The 17,800-nt window shown below is 69.4% G+C and carries 16 protein-coding genes; 1 reads left to right on the plus strand and 15 read right to left on the minus strand.

Translation table 11 applies throughout. The annotated features are described in order from the left end of the window. Positions 1–13: 13 nt before the first annotated feature. The 15 genes from ACFYO2_RS01860 to rsmH all read right to left on the minus strand — a co-directional run bounded on the left by ACFYO2_RS01860 (position 14) and on the right by rsmH (position 16,720). The gene (locus ACFYO2_RS01860; RefSeq protein WP_030596379.1) at positions 14–298 is read right to left on the minus strand and encodes a YggT family protein; all 285 of its coding nucleotides are present in this window, start codon (positions 296–298) and stop codon (positions 14–16) included. 71 nt (positions 299–369) lie between these two features. Further along, positions 370–1,023, minus strand: a complete 654-nt coding sequence (locus tag ACFYO2_RS01865; protein ID WP_388342648.1) for a cell division protein SepF — start codon at positions 1,021–1,023, stop codon at positions 370–372. 126 nt (positions 1,024–1,149) lie between these two features. Beyond that, positions 1,150–1,869, minus strand: a complete 720-nt coding sequence (locus tag ACFYO2_RS01870) for a YggS family pyridoxal phosphate-dependent enzyme (RefSeq protein ID WP_388342651.1) — start codon at positions 1,867–1,869, stop codon at positions 1,150–1,152. A gap of 5 nt (positions 1,870–1,874) precedes the next feature. Further along, entirely contained in the window at positions 1,875–2,585 is a 711-nt protein-coding gene (pgeF, locus tag ACFYO2_RS01875) for a peptidoglycan editing factor PgeF (protein WP_388342653.1), read from the minus strand. 17 nt (positions 2,586–2,602) lie between these two features. After that, positions 2,603–3,805 (minus strand): cell division protein FtsZ, encoded by a 1,203-nt coding sequence (ftsZ, locus tag ACFYO2_RS01880; protein WP_388342655.1) that lies wholly within the window; start codon positions 3,803–3,805, stop codon positions 2,603–2,605. 279 nt (positions 3,806–4,084) lie between these two features. Beyond that, a complete protein-coding gene (locus ACFYO2_RS01885; RefSeq protein ID WP_388342657.1) occupies positions 4,085–4,879 on the minus strand; it encodes a cell division protein FtsQ/DivIB in 795 nt (264 codons plus the stop codon). Positions 4,880–5,021: 142 nt separating this feature from the next. Beyond that, positions 5,022–6,119 (minus strand): undecaprenyldiphospho-muramoylpentapeptide beta-N-acetylglucosaminyltransferase, encoded by a 1,098-nt coding sequence (murG, locus tag ACFYO2_RS01890; protein ID WP_388342659.1) that lies wholly within the window; start codon positions 6,117–6,119, stop codon positions 5,022–5,024. A 6-nt stretch (positions 6,120–6,125) separates the two neighbouring features. Next, entirely contained in the window at positions 6,126–7,481 is a 1,356-nt protein-coding gene (ftsW, locus tag ACFYO2_RS01895) for a putative lipid II flippase FtsW (RefSeq protein ID WP_388342662.1), read from the minus strand. A 91-nt stretch (positions 7,482–7,572) separates the two neighbouring features. Then, complete coding sequence (gene murD / locus ACFYO2_RS01900; RefSeq protein ID WP_388342664.1) at positions 7,573–8,997, minus strand: UDP-N-acetylmuramoyl-L-alanine--D-glutamate ligase; 1,425 nt, start codon at positions 8,995–8,997, stop codon at positions 7,573–7,575. Then, the gene (gene mraY / locus ACFYO2_RS01905; protein WP_388343934.1) at positions 8,979–10,049 is read right to left on the minus strand and encodes a phospho-N-acetylmuramoyl-pentapeptide-transferase; all 1,071 of its coding nucleotides are present in this window, start codon (positions 10,047–10,049) and stop codon (positions 8,979–8,981) included. Before mraY ends, murD begins: the two co-directional genes overlap by 19 nt. Beyond that, complete coding sequence (gene murF, locus ACFYO2_RS01910; RefSeq protein WP_388342667.1) at positions 10,049–11,464, minus strand: UDP-N-acetylmuramoyl-tripeptide--D-alanyl-D-alanine ligase; 1,416 nt, start codon at positions 11,462–11,464, stop codon at positions 10,049–10,051. The genes mraY and murF overlap by 1 nt, the downstream gene beginning before the upstream one ends. Positions 11,465–11,468: 4 nt before the next feature. Continuing rightward, complete coding sequence (locus tag ACFYO2_RS01915) at positions 11,469–12,989, minus strand: UDP-N-acetylmuramoyl-L-alanyl-D-glutamate--2,6-diaminopimelate ligase (protein ID WP_388342669.1); 1,521 nt, start codon at positions 12,987–12,989, stop codon at positions 11,469–11,471. A 173-nt stretch (positions 12,990–13,162) separates the two neighbouring features. Beyond that, positions 13,163–15,130, minus strand: coding sequence for a peptidoglycan D,D-transpeptidase FtsI family protein (locus ACFYO2_RS01920; protein WP_388342672.1), 1,968 nt, complete (start codon positions 15,128–15,130; stop codon positions 13,163–13,165). Positions 15,131–15,135: 5 nt separating this feature from the next. Beyond that, entirely contained in the window at positions 15,136–15,708 is a 573-nt protein-coding gene (locus tag ACFYO2_RS01925; protein WP_388342674.1) for a septum formation initiator family protein, read from the minus strand. 52 nt (positions 15,709–15,760) lie between these two features. Then, complete coding sequence (rsmH, locus tag ACFYO2_RS01930; protein ID WP_388342676.1) at positions 15,761–16,720, minus strand: 16S rRNA (cytosine(1402)-N(4))-methyltransferase RsmH; 960 nt, start codon at positions 16,718–16,720, stop codon at positions 15,761–15,763. 421 nt (positions 16,721–17,141) lie between these two features. On the opposite strand from rsmH, the gene ACFYO2_RS01935 reads away from it, so the two are divergent. Further along, complete coding sequence (locus tag ACFYO2_RS01935; protein ID WP_388342678.1) at positions 17,142–17,684, plus strand: beta-class carbonic anhydrase; 543 nt, start codon at positions 17,142–17,144, stop codon at positions 17,682–17,684. Positions 17,685–17,800 lie beyond the last annotated feature (116 nt).

Below are 17,800 nucleotides of genomic sequence, written 5' to 3' on the forward strand. Positions count from 1 at the left end.
AAGACCGTATCGTTCACAGCCGGCTCACGACGGAGATCAGGATGTAGACGATGATCATCAGTACGAAGAAGGACAGGTCGAGCGCCACGCCCCCGAGACGCAGCGGCGGAATGAACCGCCGCAGAAGCTTGAGCGGTGGATCAGTGACCGTGTAGGTGGCCTCCAGAACGACCACCATCGCCTTACCGGGTTGCCACGAGCGGGCGAACTGGAAGACGTAGTCCATGACCAACCGGAAGATCAGCACGATGAGGAAGCACATCAGCGCGATGTAGATGACATCCAGAACCACGCTCATTACCTGTGCTTCCCTCTCCCCTGTTCCGTGCTGCCGGGTACTACTTGTACTGCTGTTTCCGGTCGTGTGTCTCAGCTCTGGTTGAAGAACCCGCCCTCTGCGATACGGGCCTTGTCCTCCGCCGTGACATCGACGTTAGCAGGCGACAACAGGAACACCTTCTGCGTCACCCGCTCGATGCTGCCGTGAAGACCAAACACCAAACCGGCAGCAAAGTCGACAAGTCGCTTGGCGTCTGTGTCATCCATCTCAGTCAGATTCATGATCACCGGGGTGCCCTCACGGAAGTGTTCCCCGATGGTACGGGCCTCGTTGTAGGTCCGGGGGTGAAGTGTGGTGATCCGGTAAGGCTCTCGTTCTGACACGACCTTGGGCATGATCACCGGTGCGTTCTTCTCCAGGCTTGCGCGTTCTTGTGTGATGGATGCCACGGGCGCGATGCGCGCCGGGCGCCCGGATTCCGCGCCTAGCGAAGCGGATCGGGGCAAGGGGTCGCGCGGCGCCGGAGGCTGCACCACTCGTACCGATTCATCCCTTTCGGGCTGATGTGCCTGATGGGACTGGTGAGAACCATGCGGCGACAGCTCGTGCCGCCGACGGTCCCGCTCGGGCTCCGGGTCCAGTTCGGGTTCGAAGTCGTCATCAGGGTCGAAACCGCGGCCGTCGTACCCATCGTCCTCCACGAGGCCGAGGTAGACCGCCATCTTGCGCATCGCGCCGGCCATTCTCTGAGTCCTCCGCTCTGTGGTGGATCGGCTGACTGCCAAGTGCCCGCGATCCACTAGGTCGTTATGCCCGCTTTGCTGCGGTAATGACCATATTTTCTGCTGTGGTCCGACTTCCTGGCGACGTTACCCGAGCCTGGGGCGTACTCCGAGTACCGCGGTGCCGACGCGTACATGTGTCGCTCCGGCCGCCACGGCCTGTTCGAGGTCCGCACTCATCCCTGCCGAGACCATGTTCGCAGCCGGATGCGCTCGGCGCAGGTCGGTCGACAAATCCATCAACCGCTCGAACGCCGCCTGTTGGCGCCCCGTGTACTCCCCGGTGAGCGGAGCGACGGTCATCAGTCCGTCGAGTCGCAGCCCCGGAGCGTCGGCGACGAGGTCGGCCAACTCTTCGATTCCGCCAGGTGCTACGCCACCCCGCTCCCCTCTTCCGCTCTCGTCCGCGTCGAGCGCGACCTGTAGGAGGCATCCCACCTCACGCCCGACCCGCACGACCTCTTTGGACAGAGCCGTGACGAGCTTGGAACGATCGACGGACTGCACGATATCCGCGTAACCGGCCACAGATCGCACCTTGTTGGTCTGCAATTGACCGACGAAGTGCCAAGCAAGGGGAAGATCCGCACATTCCGCGGCCTTGGGCGCCGCGTCCTGGTCGCGGTTCTCGGCGACGTGCCGCACGCCGAGCTCCGACAGCATCCGCACATCGCTCGCGGGATAGGTCTTGGTGACCACGATGAGCGTGACGTCCTCACGCCCCCGTCCCGCGGCCGCGCACGCGGCGGCGATGCGCTCCTCCACTTTCGCCAGGTTCCTGGCGAGTACGTCCTTGCGGTCGGTCATGTCCATCAGTCCAGCCAGACATATCCCGCGAGTCGCCCCGTGGCGCTGTCGCGGCGGTATGAGAAGTGGTCCCCCGACTCGAGTGTGCACACCGGCGACTGCTCCCGGTCGTGCACCCCCAGCCGCTCGAGCTGCGCGTGCACCCCCGCGGTCACGTCGACCGCGGGCGTGCCCCAGCTCGTCTCGGCGTGCGCCGCCGGTTCGACGGCGGCGACCTCGGCGCGCATGGCTTCCGGCACCTCGTAGCACCGGCCGCAGACGGCGGGTCCGGTGCGGGCGACGATCCGGGACGGCTCGGCGCCGAGCTTGAGCATGGCCCGTACGGCGGCGGGGACGACGCCGGCGATCATGCCCGGCCGGCCCGCGTGGGCCGCGGCGGCGATCCCCGCGACCGGGTCGGCCAGCAGGACCGGCGTGCAGTCGGCGGTCAGGACGGCGAGGGCGAGTCCGCGCCGGGCGGTGGCGACCGCGTCGACCGAGGGGAGCTCCGAAGCGGAATCCCACGGTCCGTCCACCACCGCCACGTCGGCCCCGTGCACCTGGTTCATCCAGACCACCTGAGCGGGGTCGAGTCCCAGGGACTTGGCGGCCAGTTCACGATTGGTCCGTACGACCTCGGGGTCGTCGCCGACCGCCCCACCGAGGTTGAGCTCCTCATACGGAGCGGCGCTCACCCCACCCCACCGATCGGTGAATGCGAAGTGCGCGCCGCTCACGCTCTCGCGCTGTCTTATCACTTCAGGAAGTCCGGCACATCCAGCTCCTCGGCCGCACTGTCCGAGTAGGCCCGCGACGGCGGGACCGGCGGGGCGACCGGGAGGTCGGCCACCGGCTCGGACGCCTCCGGCTCCTCCTTCGGCGTGACGCTGCCGAGCGAGCCGAAGGACGGGCGGCTCTCGGTCTGCCGTACCGGGGTGGGCTCCTCACGGCGGCCCGAGGACGAGGACGACGAGGCCGAACCGAGGACGTTGTCCCGGCGGGCCGGCGGCTGGCCCCCGTCGAAGCCGGCCGCGATCACGGTGACCCGGACCTCGTCGCCGAGGGCGTCGTCGATGACCGCGCCGAAGATGATGTTGGCCTCGGGGTGCGCGGCCTCGCTCACCAGCTGGGCGGCCTCGTTGATCTCGAACAGACCGAGGTCGGAGCCGCCGGAGATGGAGAGCAGCACGCCCCGGGCACCGTCGATGGACGCCTCAAGGAGTGGCGAGGAGATCGCCATCTCGGCCGCGGCCACCGCGCGGTCGTCGCCGCGGGCCGAGCCGATGCCCATGAGGGCCGAACCGGCCTCGGACATGACCGACTTGACGTCGGCGAAGTCGAGGTTGATCAGGCCGGGCGTGGTGATGAGGTCGGTGATGCCCTGAACACCGGAGAGCAGGACCTGGTCGGCCGACTTGAAGGCGTCGAGGACCGAGACCTGGCGGTCCGAGATGGACAGCAGCCGGTCGTTCGGGATGACGATGAGGGTGTCGACCTCTTCGCGGAGTTCCGCGATGCCGTCCTCGGCCTGGTTGGCGCGGCGGCGTCCCTCGAAGGTGAACGGGCGCGTGACCACGCCGATGGTGAGGGCGCCCAGGGTGCGTGCGATGTTGGCCACGACGGGCGCGCCGCCGGTGCCGGTGCCGCCGCCTTCACCGGCCGTCACGAAGACCATGTCGGCCCCCTTGAGGACCTCCTCGATCTCCTCGCGGTGGTCCTCGGCGGCCTTGCGGCCCACGGCCGGGTTGGCTCCGGCGCCGAGTCCGCGGGTGAGTTCGCGGCCGACGTCGAGTTTGACGTCGGCATCGCTCATCAACAGCGCCTGCGCGTCGGTGTTGATGGCGATGAACTCGACGCCCTTGAGACCGACCTCGATCATCCGGTTGATGGCATTGACACCACCGCCGCCGACACCGATGACTTTGATGACTGCGAGGTAGTTCTGCGGTGCTGCCACGTCGAAGGCCTCTCGCCTCGAGTTACGTGTCGCCGCCTCGCGGCCTTGCCGCGGTCCGACGACTGATGCCGATTGGGACGGTCCGTATCGCCGACCCGAACCCTAACGTTGAAGTTTAGGGTTACCAGTGTGTCTGTTCCCTGGAGTCTTCTGAACAGGACACTAAGTCGACAAGTGGCGCACGTTCAACGAACACGCCGAACCTCCCGTTTTTCTTTTCACCCTATGTGATCAGGCGTAGCGCTGCCCAACCAGGGTGCTGGCCTGCGCGGATGTGCGTCAACTCCCTGATGACGCGGGCGCGGTGGGAACGCTGACGTCGAAGTGCCGCGCATCGGCGGAGGCTTTCATGAGAGCCGTGAGCGTACGGGCCTTCGCGGCGCCCTTCTCGCTGCTCCCCCATGCGATGGTCCGGCCGTCGCTCAACTCGAGCGAGATGTCGTCGTACGAACGCACCTTGACGGCCTGGGTCCGATGCGCGACGGCGGCCGGAACGGCACGGGCGACGCGGACCGCCTCCCGAACCAATCGGTCCTCGCCGAAACGACGCAGGCTCGCGGCGCGCGAGCCCGGCTGGGACAGCGTCAATTCCAGTGCCGGCACGCCTTTCGGAGCCTCGGAAACCGTGGCGAAACGGACACCCCCATCGTCCACTTCGACAAAGTTACCGCCCTTGTGGACAAGAAGAACCGGAGTACGCTCAGTCACTTTCAGCCCGATTCCATGAGGCCAGGAACGCACTACGTCAACCACGTCAATTCGGGGCAATTTCCGGCGCAGTCGTGCCTCAATCACCTCGGTGTCGACGGAAATCAGCGGCGCTCCGACCGGAACGTCGGCGGCCTCGCGCACCTGCGCGGGCGTCAGGATCTTTGTCCCGGAGACCGATACGCGCTCCACGCGCAGCCAGTTCGAGCCGTACAGGACCCAGACGGATCCGGCGCCGCCGAGCACCAGCGCGACAGCGAGGATGATGATCGTACGAAGCCGGGGTGGTGTGAACCTCCGGGCGGGCGGCGGGCCGGACGACTCCTGCTGGCGTTCACCGCGCTCGGCGGTAGTCGATCCGGCCACGCGCACTCCTTTCCTGGCTCGGTTCGCCTCCGGGGCGCCTCAGCCGGTGTCGAGAGCCCGACCGCGCTCGACCCTTCGGGCCTCCGCGCGCTCGAGCTCTCGACACCGGCGCGCCCCTTCGGCTCACTCGCCGATGCGTCTCCTAATGGCGTGCACGGTTGGCGGCGATCGCCTCGTACACCATGCCGACGAGCAGTTCGTCGGCATCCCGGCGGCCGAACTCACCCGCGGCGCGGGACATCTGGAACAGCCGGTGCGGATCGGCGAGCACGGGCAGGACGTTCTGCTGCACCCACTCGGGGGTCAGGTCCGCGTCGTCGACCAGGAGTCCGCCGCCGGCCTTCACGACCGGCTGGGCGTTCAGCCGCTGTTCGCCGTTGCCGATGGGCAGCGGGACGTAGGCGGCCGGGAGCCCGACGGCGGAGAGTTCGGCGACGGTCATCGCGCCCGCGCGGCAGAGCATCATGTCGGCCGCGGCGTACGCGAGGTCCATCCGGTCCACGTACGGTACCGGGATGTACGGGGGCATCCCCGGCATCTGGTGCACCTGTGGCAGTTCGTTCTTCGGGCCGACCGCGTGCAGGATCTGGATCCCGGCCTGCTGGAGGTACGGCGCGACCTGCTGGACCACCTCGTTGAGTCGGCGCGCGCCCTGCGAGCCGCCGGAGACCAGCAGCGTCGGCAGGTTCGGGTCGAGCCCGAAGGCGGCGCGGGCCTCGGGGCGTACGGCAGCCCGGTCGAGGACGGCGATGGAGCGGCGCAGCGGGATGCCGATGTAGCGGGCGTCACGCAGCTTGCTGTCCGGTGTGGAGACGGCGACCTTGGCGGCGTACCGCGAGCCGATCTTGTTGGCGAGGCCGGGCCGGGCGTTGGCCTCGTGGATGATGATCGGCACGCCGAGGCGCTTGGCGGCCAGGTAGCCGGGCAGGGCCACGTACCCACCGAAGCCGACGACGGCGTCCGCCTTGGTGCGCTCCAGGATCTGCTCGGCGGCCTTGATCGTGCCCCGCAGCCGGCCCGGGACGGTGATCAGCTCGGGGGTCGGCCTACGTGGCAGCGGTACCGCGGGGATCAGTGCGAGATCGTAGCCCCGCTCCGGTACGAGCCGGGTCTCAAGGCCGCGCTCCGTGCCCAGGGCCGTGATCCCCACGGTCGGGTCCTGCCTGCGCAGGGCGTCCGCGAGGGCGAGCGCGGGCTCGATGTGGCCGGCGGTCCCCCCACCGGCGAGTACGACATGCACCGAAATTCACCGCTCTCCGGACGAGCGCGCCACCGGGGCACGCCGTCGCATCGTGTTCCATCTCCGAGGCCCCCGCACAGGGCCTCCCGCCCGCTTTCTACCAAAGCGGGGTTGCCGCATCGAAAGCGCCATCCGCGCAGCGGGGTCCTCACGCGCGAAGGCGATCAGCAACCCGATGGCGAACATGGTCGGCAGCAGGGCGGACCCCCCGTAGGAGAACAGCGGGAGGGGGACACCGGCGATCGGCAGCAGGCCGAGCACCGCACCCATGTTGATCACCGCCTGCGCGGTGATCCAGGTGGTCACGCCTCCCGCGGCATACCTCACGAAGGGGTCCTCCGTGCGTCCGGCCACGCGGATACCCGCATAGCCTAGAGCCGCGAAGAGGGCGAGCACGGACAGCGTCCCCGCCAGACCCAGTTCCTCACCGGTCACGGCGAAGATGAAATCCGTGTGCGCTTCCGGGAGTTGGCCCCATTTTTCCACACTCGCACCAAGCCCGGAACCGAAGAGTCCACCGGAGGCGAGGGCGTAGATGCCGTGCACGGCCTGCCAGCAGTCTGCCACCCCTGACTTCGGCTCGGTGGCGCCGATGCACTGGAGTCGGGCCATGCGGTTGGGGCTGGTCTTGATGAGGATCAGACCGAGCGTGGCGGCGATGGACAGCACCCCGACGAACAGCCGGGTCGGGGCGCCCGCCAGCCACAGCAGGCCGAACAGGATCGCCGTCAGGATGATCGCCGTGCCCATGTCGCCGCCGAGCATGATCAGCCCGAGCAGCATGAAGGAGACCGGTACGAGGGGCACCAGCATGTGCTTCCACTGGCTCAGCAGCTTCTTGTCCTGCTTGCGGGCGAGCAGGTCGGCGCCCCACAGCACGAGCGCCAGCTTGCCGAACTCGCTGGGCTGGATCTGGAAGGAGCCGCCGAGGGCGATCCAGTTCTGGTTGCCGTTGACCGACATCCCTATCCCCGGGATCTGCACCAGGGCCATCAGGAAGACCGCGCCCGCGAGGATCGGGTAGGCGAGCGCCCGGTGCAGCTTCACCGGCATCCGGGAGGCGATCAGTAGCAGTACGCCGCCGATGACGGCCGCGAGGAGCTGTTTGCGGAAGAAGTACGACCCCGGCAGGGACATCTGCAGGGCCGTGATCTGGGAGGCGGAGTAGACCATCACCAGGCCGAGCACGGTGATCAGGAGGCTGCCACCAAGGATCAGGTAGTACGCGGTCAGCGGCCGGTCCCAGGCGCGGCGGGCACGCAGATACAGGCCGAGGAGCAGGTTCTCGCGCGGTGCCCGGGGGGCGGCGGGCCGTCTGACGGCCCGCCGCACGGGCGGCCGCCCGGTACGGCTACCGGGCATCGGCCTCTCCTGCCCTGTCGAACCCTGGCCACATCCGAGTCACGCGTCCCTCCAAGGGTCCCGATGCACCCGCCATGGCCAAGACCCGCTGTCAGGTGCCCGCGCCGAGTTCGCGAACCGCCTCCGCGAACGCGTCACCGCGCTTGTTGTAGTTGGTGAACATGTCCATGGAGGCACAGGCCGGGGCCAGCAGAACGGTGTCGCCTGGGGCAGCGAGCCGCTGCGCTTCCTGGACTGCCTGGAGCATCGCCCCAGTGTCGGTCCGGTCGAGGTCGACGACGGGTACTTCCGGGGCGTGTCGCGCCAGGGCTTCGCGGATGAGCGCGCGGTCCGCGCCGATGAGGACGACACCGCGCAGCCGCTTCGCCGCCCCCGTCACCAGCTCGTCGAAGGTCGCGCCCTTCGCGAGACCCCCCGCGATCCACACGATCGACTCGTACGCCGCCAATGAGGCTTGTGCGGCATGGGTGTTGGTCGCCTTGGAGTCGTCGACATAGGCGACCTGGTCGATGTCGGCCACGTGCGCGATGCGGTGGGCGTCCGGTGTGAAGGCCCTCAGACCGTCCCGTACAGCCGCCGCGGGCACCCCGAAGGCACGCGCCAGGGCGGCCGCCGCAAGGGCGTTGGCGATGTTGTGCGGGGCCGGCGGATTGACGTCGGAGACCTCGGCGAGCTCCTGGGCGTTCTTCTGCCGGTTCTCCACGAAGGCGCGGTCGACCAGGATGCCGTCCACCACGCCGAGTTGGGAGGGGGCGGGCGCCCCGAGGGTGAAGCCGACGGCGCGGCAGCCCTCCTCGACGTCCGCCGCGCGCACCAGGTCCTCGGTGGCCTTGTCGGCGACGTTGTAGACGCAGGCGACGCGATTGCCTTCGTAGATACGGCCCTTGTCGGCCGCGTACGCCTCCATGGAGCCGTGCCAGTCGAGGTGGTCGGGCGCCAGGTTCAGTACGGCGGCGGAGTGGGCGCGCAGCGAGGGCGCCCAGTGGAGCTGGTAGCTGGAGAGCTCCACCGCCAGGACGTCGTACCGCTCCTCGCCGAGGACCGCGTCCAGCAGCGAGACGCCGATGTTGCCGACGGCGGCCGTGCGCAGGCCCGCCGCCTTCAGGATGCAGGCGAGCATCTGGACGGTCGTGGTCTTGCCGTTGGTGCCGGTGACGGCGAGCCAGGGCGCGGCGTCGGGTCCGCGCAGCCGCCAGGCGAGCTCGACGTCGCCCCAGACCGGCACGCCGGCTACGCGTGCCGCCTCGAACAGCGGCTTGTCCGGCTTCCAGCCGGGGGCCGTGACGATGAGTTCGGTGCCCTCCGGCAGGGTCGCGCCGTCACCGAGGCGCACGGTGATGCCCAGCGCCTCCAGTTCGGCCGCCTGGGCACGGGCCCGCTCGTCGTCCCCGTCGTTGACGACCGTGACGAGAGCCCCGCGTTCGTGCAGCACCTTGGCCGCCGGGACCCCGGAGACGCCGAGCCCCGCGACGGTGACGCGCTTGCCCTGCCAGTCGGTCACTTGTCCGCCGCCCATCCCGCGTAGAAGAGACCCAGGCCGACGATCACACAGATGCCCTGGATGATCCAGAAGCGGACCACCACGAGGACTTCGGACCACCCCTTGAGTTCGAAATGGTGCTGGAGTGGCGCCATGCGGAAGACGCGCTTGCCGGTCATGCGGAAGGAGCCGACCTGGATGACGACCGACATGGTGATGAGGACGAACAGGCCGCCGAGGAGGGCGATCAGCAGCTCGGTGCGCGAGCAGATCGCGAGACCGGCGAGCACACCGCCGAGGGCCAGCGAACCGGTGTCGCCCATGAAGATCTTGGCAGGAGAGGTGTTCCACCACAGGAAGCCGAGGCAGGCACCCATCAGCGCGGAGGCGATGACCGCGAGGTCGAGCGGGTCGCGCACTTCATAACAGGCGCCGGGGTTGGTCAGGCTCTCGCCGTTGGCGCAGGACTCCTGGAACTGCCAGACGCCGATGAAGGTGTACGCGCCGAAGACGAGGACGGAGGCGCCGGTGGCCAGGCCGTCCAGACCGTCCGTCAGGTTCACGCCGTTCGACATCGCGAGGATCATGAACAGCGCCCAGACGACGAACAGCACCGGGCCGATCGTCCAGCCGAAGTCCGTGATGAACGACAGCTTCGTGGAGGCGGGGGTGTTGCCGCGGGCGTCCGAGAACTGCAGCGAGAGCACCGCGAAGCTGATGCCGACGATCAGCTGGCCGGCCATCTTCGCCTTGGCCCTGAGGCCCAGCGAACGCCGCTTGACGATCTTGATGTAGTCGTCGAGGAAGCCGACCAGGCCCATGCCGACCATCAGGCCGAGCACCAGCAGACCGGAGTACGTGGGGGTGTAGCCGGTGATGACCTTCGACAGGAAGTACGCGGCGACCGTCGCGAAGATGAAGGCGATTCCGCCCATGGTCGGCGTACCGCGCTTGCTGCCGTGCGTGCGCGGGCCGTCGTCGCGGATGTACTGGCCGTACCCCTTGCGGGCCAGGAGTTTGATCAGCAGCGGGGTGCCGACCAGGGTCAGGAAGAGGCCAATGACTCCTGCGAACAGGATCTGCTTCATCATCGGGCTGCGACCTCACCCTCGGCACCGGTTGCCAGCAGAGCCTCGGCGATGCTCTCCAGGCCGACCGAACGGGACGCCTTCACGAGGACGACGTCTCCCGGGCGCAACTCGCTGCGCAACAGGTCGATCGCCGCCTGTGCGTCGGACACGTGCACCGACTCCTCACCCCACGAACCCTCGTTATATGCGCCCAGTTGCAGCCAGGACGCTTCCCTGCCCCCGACCGCGACGAGCTTGCCGACATTGAGCCGGACGGCGAGCCGTCCGACCGCGTCGTGCTCGGCGAGCGCCTCGTCCCCGAGCTCGGCCATCTTGCCGAGCACCGCCCAGGTCCGCCGCCCCCTGCCCATGGCCGCGAGCGCGCGCAGGGCGGCTCGCATGGACTCGGGGTTCGCGTTGTAGGCGTCGTTGACGACCGTCACGCCGTCCGGGCGCTCGGTGACCTCCATACGCCAGCGGGAGAGGGAGCCCGCCTCGGAGAGCGCGGTGGCGATCTCTTCCGCGGACATGCCCAGCTCGTGGGCGACGGCGGCCGCGGCGAGCGCGTTCGACACGTGGTGCTCACCGTACAGGCGCATGGTCACTTCGCTTGCACCGGAGGGTGTGTGAAGCATGAAGGCGGGCTGTCCGCTGTCCGTGAGTCGCACGTTCTCGGCGCGTACGTCCGCTTCGCCGGACTCTCCGAAAAGGATCACTTTCGCCTTCGTACGGGATGCCATGGCCCGTACGAGAGGATCGTCGGCGTTGAGGATCGCGGCGCCGCCCTCGTCCGCTGAGGGAAGGGCCTCCACGAGCTCGCCCTTGGCCTGCGCGATCTGCTCCCGGCCGCCGAACTCGCCGATGTGGGCGGTCCCGACGTTGAGCACGAGACCGATCTTCGGCGGGGTCAGGTCGGCGAGGTAGCGAATGTGGCCGATGCCGCGGGCGCCCATCTCCAGGACGAGGAACCGGGTTTCCTCGGTGGCGCTGAGCGCGGTCAGGGGAAGCCCGATCTCGTTGTTGAGCGAGCCGGGCGTGAACACGGTCGGCGCCTTGTGCCGGAGCACCTGGGCGATCAGGTCCTTGGTGCTGGTCTTGCCGGCGGAGCCGGTGAGGGCGACGAGGGTCGCGCCGAGCCGTCGTACGACATGACGCGCGAGGGCGCCGAGAGCCGCCTGGACGTCCTCGACGACGATCGCGGGCACGCCGACGGGGCGCGACGCCAGTACGGCGACCGCGCCCGCTTCCACGACCGCCTGGGCGAAGTCGTGGCCGTCCACGCGCTCACCGACGAAGGCGACGAAGAGGGTGCCGGGCCCGGCCTCGCGGGAGTCCCGGACGACCGGTCCGGTGACCTGGACGGACGGATCCGGTATGTCGTGCGTCTGCCCGCCGACGACGGAGGCGATCTCGGCGAGAGAGAGGGCGATCACAAGTTCATCCCTGGGTCTTCTGGATAGCTTCGCGAAGCACCTGGCGGTCGTCGAAGGGACGTACCACCCCGGCGATGTCCTGGCCCTGCTCGTGGCCCTTGCCCGCGACCAGCACGGTGTCTCCGGGCCGTGCGCGGGACACGGCGGCGGCGATCGCGGCGGCCCGGTCCTCGAAGACCTGGACCTCGCCGCGCTCGTGCGCCGGTACGGACGCCGCGCCCTGGAGCATGGTGGCGAGGATCGCGAGGGGGTCCTCGGAGCGGGGGTTGTCGGAGGTCAGTACGGCCGTGTCGGCGAGCCGGGCCACGGCGGCACCCATCGGCATGCGTTTGGTCCTGTCGCGGTCGCCGCCGCAGCCGAGCACGACGTGCAGCCGGCCCTCGGTGACCTTGCGCAGCGCGCGCAGGACCGATTCGACGGCGTCCGTCTTGTGGGCGTAGTCGACGACCGCGAGGTACGGCTGTCCCGCGTCCACCCGCTCCAGACGGCCCGGCACGCCCTGCACGGCGGCGATGCCGTCGGCGGCCGTCTGCGGGTCGAGGCCGGCGGCGGCGAGGGCGACGATCGCGGTGAGGGTGTTGGCCACGTTGAAGGTCCCGGGGAGCGGTGCCCTGGCGGTGATCCGCTCCTCCTTGGGGCCGATCACCGTGAACGTCGAGTCCGTGGGGCCGACCTGGACGTCCTCGGCGCGCCAGTCGGCGTCCGGGTGACCCTCGGCGGAGAAGGTGACGACCGGGACGGTGGCCTCCTTGACCAGCCTGCGCCCGTACTCGTCGTCGAAGTTGACGACGCCGAGCCTGCTGCGTTTCGGCGTGAACAGCTGCGTCTTGGCCCGGAAGTAGTCCTCCATGTCGGAGTGGAACTCCATGTGTTCCGGGCTGAGGTTGGTGAAGACGCCGATGTCGAAGACGCAGCCGTCGACCCGGCCGAGAACCAGCGCGTGGCTGGAGACCTCCATGGCGACCGCCTCGACGCCGCGCTCACGCATGACGGCGAACAGGGCCTGGAGGTCGGTGGCTTCGGGGGTGGTGCGCTCGGACTTGATGCGCTCGTCGCCGATGCGCGTCTCCACCGTGCCGATCAGTCCGGTGGACCTGGCCGTCTTCAGGCCGCCTTCGACGAGGTAGGCGGTGGTGGTCTTTCCGGAGGTGCCGGTGATGCCGATCTGGAGCAGATCGGGGCCCGGGTGGCCGTAGATCGTGGCCGCCAGTTCGCCCATCTCCGCGCGCGGGTCGTCGACGACCAGGACCGGAAGACCGGCCGCCGCGGCGCGCTCGGCGCCGGTCGGGTCGGTCAGCACGGCGACCGCGCCGAGGCCCGTGGCCTGGGTGACGAAGTCCGCGCCGTGCAGGCGGGCGCCCGGGAGGGCGGCGTACAGGTCACCGGGGCGGACGGCACGCGAGTCGTGGGTGATGCCGGTGATCTCGGCGGCGCTCTCCGGTGCGGTGACACCCAGCTGATCGGCGAGCTCCGCGAGGGGTGTGGCGGAGACCTGGACCGGCCTGGGCGGCCCGGGATATGTCACGGGTGCACCCTTCTGGGTGGTTTGGGACTGATCAGCGTGTGGCACGGCGGTGAGCGTACCGGGCTCACCCGCCTCGGGGCGAAGGGAGGGGCCGGGGGCGCCCTGGTTGCCGGAATCGGGGGTGATCGTTGTCACGAGTTGGTTCCTGAGGGTTCCGTGCTGAACAGAGCTGGTCAGGGTTTGAAGGTGACCGGAAGGTTCGCGGCCTTGGCCCCGGTGGGCGGTACCTGGAGGGTCTTCAGGGCGAACTCCATCACCTGCTTGTAGACGGGGCCGCAGATCTGGCCACCGAAGTAGCTGCCCTCGGTGGCGTTCTGGATCGCGCAGTAGACGGTGACGCGGGGCTTGTCGGCGGGCGCGAATCCGGCGAACGACGAGGTGTAGCCCTTGTACTTGCCAGTGGCCGGATCCACACGGTTGGCCGTGCCCGTCTTGCCCGCGACCCGGTAGCCGGGGATGCGCGCCTTGGCACCGGTACCCTCCACGTCGTCCACGACGGACTCCAGCATCCGAGCGACGGTCCTGGCGGTCCGGGCGCTGACCACCCTTGTCTCCTTCGGCTGCGCTGCGGGAGTGAAGCGTCCGTCAGGGCCCTTCGTGCCGCGCACGAGCGTGGGTTCGACGCGTACGCCGCCGTTGGCGATGGTCGAGTAGACGGACGCCGCCTGCATCGCGTTGATGGACACGCCCTGGCCGAAAGGAATCGTGTACTGCTGCGAGGTCGACCACTTGTCGGGCGCGGCCAGAATGCCCGGCGTCTCGCCGGGGAAGCCGAGCCCGGTGTAGCCGCCGAGGCCGAACTTGCGCAGGTAGGAGTAGAGGACCTGGTTGGCCTCTGGCTGCGTCTTGCCGAGCTGGCCGGTGGCCAGGATGGTGCCGATGTTGCTGGACTTGGCGAGCACGCCGTTGAGCGTGAGGTACCAAGTGGGGTGGTCGATGTCGTCCTTGAAGAGCCGGTCGCCGCGGTGCAGCCGGTTGGGGACGACGACCTGCGTGGCGGGTGTGGCGACCTTCTCCTCCAGTACGGCGGCCATCGACATGACCTTCGCGGTGGAGCCGGGCTCGTACGCGTCCTGGAGTGCCGCGTTGCCCATGTTGAGCGAGCTGGCCGTGGACAGGTCGTTCGGGTCGAAGCCGGGCGAGTTGGCCATGGCGAGGATCTCGCCGGTCCGGGTGTCCTGCACGATCACATAGCCGCGGTCGGCCTTGGACTTCTCGACCTGCTCGGTGATCGCGTTCTGCGCGGCCCACTGGATGTCGCGGTCGATGGTGAGCTCGACGTCGCTGCCTGGCACCGCAGGGGTCTCGGTGGACCCCGCGGTCGGTACCTGGCGGCCCCCGGACTGTGCGTAGCGGATCTTGCCGTCCTTGCCGGCGAGCAGGCCGTTGAGCTGCTGCTCGACCCCGCCGCCGCCCTTGCCCTCGGCGTTGACCCAGCCCAGTATCCCGGCGGCGAGGTCGCCGTTCGGGTACACGCGCTTGCTGGTGGGCACGGCGAGGACGCCCGCGAGGACGTTGACCGTGCTCGGATCGGTGTCGGCCTTGGTGGCCAGCGCCGTCTTCAGGTCCTTGATCTGCTTCCAGACCTGCGGGGTCTGGCGGTTGGCGAGCACGGCATAACGGAGGTTCTTGTCGGCGGGCCTGAGCTTCTTGACGATCGCGTCCTGGTCCTGGCCGAGGATCGGGGCCAGCAGGGCGGCCGCCTGCTCGGGCCCGTCGTCGATCTTCAGCTGCTCGCGGCTGAACAGCGTGGGGTCCGCGGTGATGTTGTACGCGTCCACGCTGGTCGCCAGGGCCACGCCGTCGCGGTCGGTGATTCCGCCGCGCTCGGCGGCCAGGGTGTAGCCGACGTACCGGTTCTGCTCGGCCTTGGCGGCGTACGTGCTCGCGTCGACGGCCTGCACCTGGAGCAGTCGTACGACGAAGGCGATCAGTACGAGGGTCAGCGCGAGGCCGACCATGCGCAGCCGGGGTCTGGCGCTGCCCAGCCGGATCACTTTGGGCGCGGCGGGGCGGGGTGCCACCGGGCGGCGGGCCGGGCGAGCGCCGGGACCCGGGCGCCGCCGGGCGGCGGGCCGGGCGGGGCGCGCGGGGTGGGCGGGCCCGGGTACGCGGCGGCGCGGCGGTTCCCTGTCGGACACTTCCGTCACCTGCCGGGGGTCGGGGTCGGGGTCGTGAGCGCTTCGGTCGGCTGGGCGGGGTCGGCCGGCTGGACGGGTTCCGGTGCGGTGGGGGTGGCCGTGGGAGCCGTCGGGACCGTGGTGTCGGTCGCCGGGGGCGGGGCGGTCGCGGTGTCCATCGCCTCGGGGGCGAGGACGAGGGGGAGGTCCACGGAGGCCTGCTCCGCACCGGAGGCGGGGCTCGGTACGCCCTTGACGGTGCCGTCGGGGTCGAGGAAGGCCGGGTCGCCGCCAGGCACCATGCCGAGCTCGCGGGCGCGGCGCTGGAGGGCTTCGGGGGCGGAGTAGGCGTCGATGTCCCGCTGGAGCGACTGTTCCTCGTCGGTGAGGCTCTTGGTCTCCTTCTGGAGGTCGTCGAGCTTGAAGGACCCTTCGCTGAGCGCCGAGTTCAGCACCAGCAGCCCGATGAGACCGCCGCCGAGGAGCAGAACGACCAGGAGGACGAAGGGGGTGCGGGCCGCCTGACCGGAGCCCGCCGATACCGGGAAGAGCCGCGCGAGACGGGCAGCCCTGCCCTTCAGCTGGGGTTTCCTGCCCACTCGCCCTCCCCCGGAGTCCGGTTCCCCCACTCGCTCACAGCCGTCACGCCCCTCACTCGATGGACTCCCTGATGCGCTCGGCCCCCCGCAGTCGCGCCGGTGCCGCCCGCCGGTTCTCGGCGACCTCTTCCTCGGTGGGAAGTTCGGCACCGCGCGTGAGCAGCTTGAGCCGGGGCTGGTAGCGCTCGGGGACGATGGGCAATCCGGGCGGCGCGGTGGTGGCGGCGCCGGCCGCGAACACCTGCTTGACCAGCCGGTCCTCCAGCGAGTGGTACGACAGGACAGCGATGCGTCCGCCGACGTCCAGGGCCTGCACGGCGGCCGGGATCGCCCGCTCCAGGACGGAGAGCTCGCCGTTGACCTCGATGCGCAGAGCCTGGAAGGTGCGCTTGGCCGGATTGCCGCCGGTGCGCTTGGCGGCCTGCGGCAGCGAGTCCCGGATGAGTTCCACGAGCCGCGCGCTGTTGGAGAACGGCTCCTTCTCCCGCTCGCGCACGATCGCGGACACGATCCGCTTGGCCTGCTTCTCCTCGCCGTACGCCCTGAGGATCCGGACGAGCTCGCCGGGCGGGTAGGTGTTCAGCACCTCGGCGGCGCTCACGCCGGTCGTCTGGTCCATGCGCATGTCGAGCGGGGCGTCCTGCGCGTAGGCGAAGCCTCGGTCGGCCTCGTCGAGCTGCATGGAGGAGACACCGAGGTCGAACAGAACGCCCTGCACGCGCGCGATGCCGAGCCGGTCCAGCACCTCGGGCAGTTCGTCGTACACGGCGTGCACCAGGGTGGCGCGCTCCCCGTACGGGGCGAGGCGCTCACCGGACAGGCGCAGCGCCTCCTTGTCACGGTCCAGGGCGACCAGCCGAGCTTGTGGGAACCGGGCCAGCAGGGCCTCGCTGTGGCCGCCGAGACCGAGGGTGCAGTCGACGACCACCGCTCCCGGCCGCTCCTCAAGCGCGGGGGCCAACAGGTCCAGGCACCGCTGGAGCATCACCGGGACGTGTCGACTCTGGCTCAACTGGCCCTCTCAGGTCCGACGCGGGTGCCGTACGCACCGCCGGGTCCCCGCCCGCTCGTGAAGGGGAGGCCTGCCGGCGCCGGAAGCGTCAGCCGACCGGGAACGGGAGGAGGCCGAGCCGTACGTACGCGCCGCGCACGTGGGGAGATCTCCGGAATATCGCCGCAGTCTCCGGGAAAAACAGCCGCGGAAAGACCTGGCCTCCCGCTTCGCGTCACTTTAGTCCACGGTGTCGCGCGGTCAATCAACCGGCCTGCGCGTCGCGCTGCGGCGCGACCACGATGCGGCAAACCTGGAGAAATCCCTCGTGGGGACGCATCCGCCTCACTCCTGTGTGTTACCTCACAGTGAGCACGTGATAACGCTCTTTTTCCCTTCTCACGGCAGGACCGGAAACACTGTGACCAGTACCGTCTTGGGTATGACGACTTCTTCGGTTCCCACAGCCCCCGAGGGCGCCATAGCCCGCGGCACTGTCACCGACCGTCTCGTGGAGGCCAACGAGCGGTACGCGGCCGCGTTCACCGACCCCGGGATGGACGCCCGTCCCGTGCTGCGCGTCGCCATCGTGGCCTGCATGGACGCGCGTCTCGACCTGCACGACGCCCTTGGTCTCGAACTCGGCGACTGCCACACCATCCGCAACGCCGGTGGTGTCGTCACCGACGACGTGATCCGCTCGCTCACCATCAGCCAGCGCAAGCTCGGCACACGCAGCGTCGTCCTCATCCACCACACCGGCTGCGGCCTGGAGGCGATCACCGAGGAATTCCGCACCGACCTGGAGATGGAGGTCGGCCAGCGTCCCGCCTGGGCGGTGGAGGCCTTCCGGGACGTCGACCAGGACGTACGGCAGTCGATGCAGCGGGTGCGCACCTCGCCCTTCATGCTGCACACCGACGATGTCCGCGGCTTCGTTTTCGACGTGAAGACCGGTCTGCTGCGCGAGATCGACCCCACCTAGACGGCACGTACCATCCGCCACAACTGTCGATTCGCTGTTGATTTCCGGCCTCAGGATGCCCAAAACACCGCAAGACGCGACATAGTGCGGGCAGTTGTCCACAGGCGAGTGACACG

Origin of the sequence: Streptomyces sp. NPDC006602, from assembly GCF_042870385.1 — a bacterium.
Taxonomy (GTDB): Bacteria; Actinomycetota; Actinomycetes; order Streptomycetales; family Streptomycetaceae; genus Streptomyces.

What these genes read in the sequence shown, in the direction of transcription:
- ACFYO2_RS01860 (WP_030596379.1), bottom strand. Translation starts at nt 298, where the DNA reads ATGAGCGTGGTTCTGGATGTCATCTACATCGCGCTGATGTGCTTCCTC.
- ACFYO2_RS01865 (WP_388342648.1), bottom strand. Translation starts at nt 1,023, where the DNA reads ATGGCCGGCGCGATGCGCAAGATGGCGGTCTACCTCGGCCTCGTGGAG.
- ACFYO2_RS01870 (WP_388342651.1), bottom strand. Translation starts at nt 1,869, where the DNA reads ATGACCGACCGCAAGGACGTACTCGCCAGGAACCTGGCGAAAGTGGAG.
- ftsW (WP_388342662.1), bottom strand. Translation starts at nt 7,481, where the DNA reads ATGCCCGGTAGCCGTACCGGGCGGCCGCCCGTGCGGCGGGCCGTCAGA.
- murD (WP_388342664.1), bottom strand. Translation starts at nt 8,997, where the DNA reads ATGGGCGGCGGACAAGTGACCGACTGGCAGGGCAAGCGCGTCACCGTC.
- mraY (WP_388343934.1), bottom strand. Translation starts at nt 10,049, where the DNA reads ATGAAGCAGATCCTGTTCGCAGGAGTCATTGGCCTCTTCCTGACCCTG.
- ACFYO2_RS01935 (WP_388342678.1), top strand. Translation starts at nt 17,142, where the DNA reads ATGACGACTTCTTCGGTTCCCACAGCCCCCGAGGGCGCCATAGCCCGC.